Origin of the sequence: Dyella sp., assembly GCF_035508675.1 — a bacterium.
In the GTDB taxonomy this organism is placed as follows: domain Bacteria; phylum Pseudomonadota; class Gammaproteobacteria; order Xanthomonadales; family Rhodanobacteraceae; genus Dyella_B.
The window spans coordinates 1-2,257 of sequence record NZ_DATJMN010000046.1 but is presented as its reverse complement, the minus strand read 5'-3'; the positions used below and the strand labels follow the sequence as shown (position 1 = coordinate 2,257).

General features: G+C 65.1%; 2 protein-coding genes and 1 pseudogene. 2 read left to right on the top strand and 1 reads right to left on the bottom strand.

Annotation, left to right across the window (positions count from 1 at the left end; all coding sequences use genetic code 11):
* Positions 1-671, bottom strand: a 671-nt coding sequence (locus VMA74_RS02835; protein WP_325364609.1) for an OmpP1/FadL family transporter, incomplete at its 3' end; no start/stop codon positions are given.
* Positions 672-984: 313 nt separating this feature from the next.
* Between VMA74_RS02835 and VMA74_RS02830 the strand changes: the two genes are divergently transcribed.
* Together VMA74_RS02830 and VMA74_RS02825 are read left to right on the top strand one after the other, a co-directional pair.
* Entirely contained in the window at positions 985-1,278 is a 294-nt protein-coding gene (locus VMA74_RS02830; RefSeq protein ID WP_325364607.1) for a YcgL domain-containing protein, read from the top strand.
* A 140-nt stretch (positions 1,279-1,418) separates the two neighbouring features.
* Positions 1,419-2,257, top strand: a pseudogene (locus VMA74_RS02825) (hypothetical protein); the annotation flags it as partial.

Sequence of the window (2,257 nt, the reverse complement as noted above, 5' to 3'; positions counted from 1 at the left end):
CCGTACACTTCGCTGATCGGCAGGTTGGCCGGCGTGCCCGGGCCGGCCAGGCCGAGCGCCACGCTGGAGAAGTTGATGGCGTTGCTGAGCGTGGCGGTGGTGTGCTGCGCGATGGCGCTCGCGCCGATGGCGAAGTTGTCGGTCACGTTGAACGAGGCGGACATGGTGCCGTCGATCGATTCGAACTTCGAATAGATCGAGTTGTAACGGCCCACCCAGTTGTTGTCGTATTCGGTCTTGAAACCGAACGGCACGGTGAAGGCGGCGCCCACGTGCCAGCGATCGGACACCTGCGTGGCAAAGAAGAACGAAGGCACCGGCATGGTGGTGCCGGCATCGCCGCCGTTGCCGCCGCTGATCGGGTTGCCCAGCACGTCGTGCGCGCTACCGGTGAAGTTGGCGCTGAAATTGATCGCGGTGACATCCGCTTCGAAATAGGTGCCCTTCAGGTCGCTCATCGCCGCCGGCGCGTTGGCCACCACCGAAACATCGCCGCCGGCGGTTGCCGATCCGGCGTAGGCACGGCCCATGGCCTGCGCGCTGTCTTCCTTCAGCTGGAACGAACTGGCGTGGGCCTGCGGCGCGGCCAACGCGCCGGCAACGGCCAGGCCCAGTGCAGCCAAGGCGAGCGGACGGCCACCATGGGCGGTGTTACGAAAGGACGTGTGCATCGCATGCTCCTGCTTTTCTTTATGGTGACTAGCCCGGCCATCGAGACCGGGATCTTGCCGAGAGGTCGGGCGCCCCCCGGCTCGGGCGTAGGGGGGCCCGCGAGTCGGAAAATTCATACGCGCGTTTGATACCCCAGGCCGGCACTCTGCCGACTCGGGCCCGCCTGCGCAAGTGCGGTTGCAGCATGCCAGAACAGGGCGCGGCGGCCGTCTTAGAACTGGCTTGCATGAACGCTAGCTCCGCCCGCGCCAGCCACCCCTTTCCCGCTCTGCTAACCTTCGGACCCCATACGACTTTCGGCGGGCAAAGGTCATGCATTGTTTCGTTTACGCCAGCCAGCGCAAGCCCGACACCTACGTGTGGCTGGACCGCAAAGATCATTTCGATGTGCTGCCGGCCTCGCTGTCGCTGCTGCTTGGCGATTTGCGCTTCGTGCTCGAAGTGGAGTTGCATGCCGAGCGACGCCTGCCGCATGAAGATGTGGACGTGGTGATGCAGCATCTGCGCACGCAGGGGTGGCATTTGCAACTACCGCCGCAGGAAACGCTGGCGGTTCCCGCGGCAGCACAGAATCCATCGCCGGTGTCCGACCGTGACGAGGAATGACCATCGCCTTGAGGGTTGTTAACAAGTGATTACCGTCTGACGCGCTGCCGATTTCTATACTGCCCCTCATGCCACCTATCAAATCGCGCCATCCTTCTTCCGCGCTCATCTCGTTTGTCTGGTTTCTGCCGGGGCTGATCATGGCCGGCATCGCCGCGCTGGGCGCGCATCCGCTTACGCTGATTCCGCTGCTGCTGGCCAACACCTTGACCATGGCCGCGGTGTGCCACGCGATAGGCTTCGATCCGGAGCCGGATTTCTTCCGCACCGTGATGCGGCGCGGCGCGGCGCATCTGGGAATGTTCACCTGCTATGTCGCATTGGTGTTCCTGCTGATCGCGTGGCCGATGCTGCGCCTTACCCAGCATCCCACCCTTGGCGGCAGCCTGGCGCTTGCCGCGGCACTGGTGGTGGCGTTGATGGCGCTGTGGCGACTTTGGCCCGCGTTCGCGCTGATCTATGTGTGGGATGACGCCTACCCCGCACATAGCCAGGGCGAAGGTTCCTGGTTGTTCACCGCTACGGCGCGCAGCGTGACGTTCGGCCGGCACCTGTCGCGCGAGGAGCATTTCTTCAGCCATTTCCTTCCCAGTGCGCTCGCCTTGCTGGTGCTGGCGTTCGCCGCCATTGCACTAAGCGGCCTCTATGGTGTGCTGCCTTCGGAAATGCGCACGGCCGCACTGGTGATCTATGCGGTGCTGCTGATGCCGCTGGGATGCCTGGTCGTTGCCAACCGCAGCTTGCGCGTCATGTTGTGCGAAGGACGCCGTTCGCGCCGGCAGGAGGCAGCCGAGGCCGCACGCACGCCACCAGCTGCTGCCACACCGCCGGCGTTGACTGAGCAGGAACGCACCGCCGGCACGTCCGAGCAGGCACAGGCCCTGCTCGCCGCCGCGCGCGCCGGCGAGATCGCGCGCGCGCTGGCGCTGGTGGAAGCCGGTGCCGATCCGAATACAGCAGCGGCCGACGGCGAGCGCGA

Bases quoted from the DNA above. Each gene is read 5' to 3' on its own strand.
- VMA74_RS02830 (WP_325364607.1), top strand. From the start codon at position 985: ATGCATTGTTTCGTTTACGCCAGCCAGCGCAAGCCCGACACCTACGTG.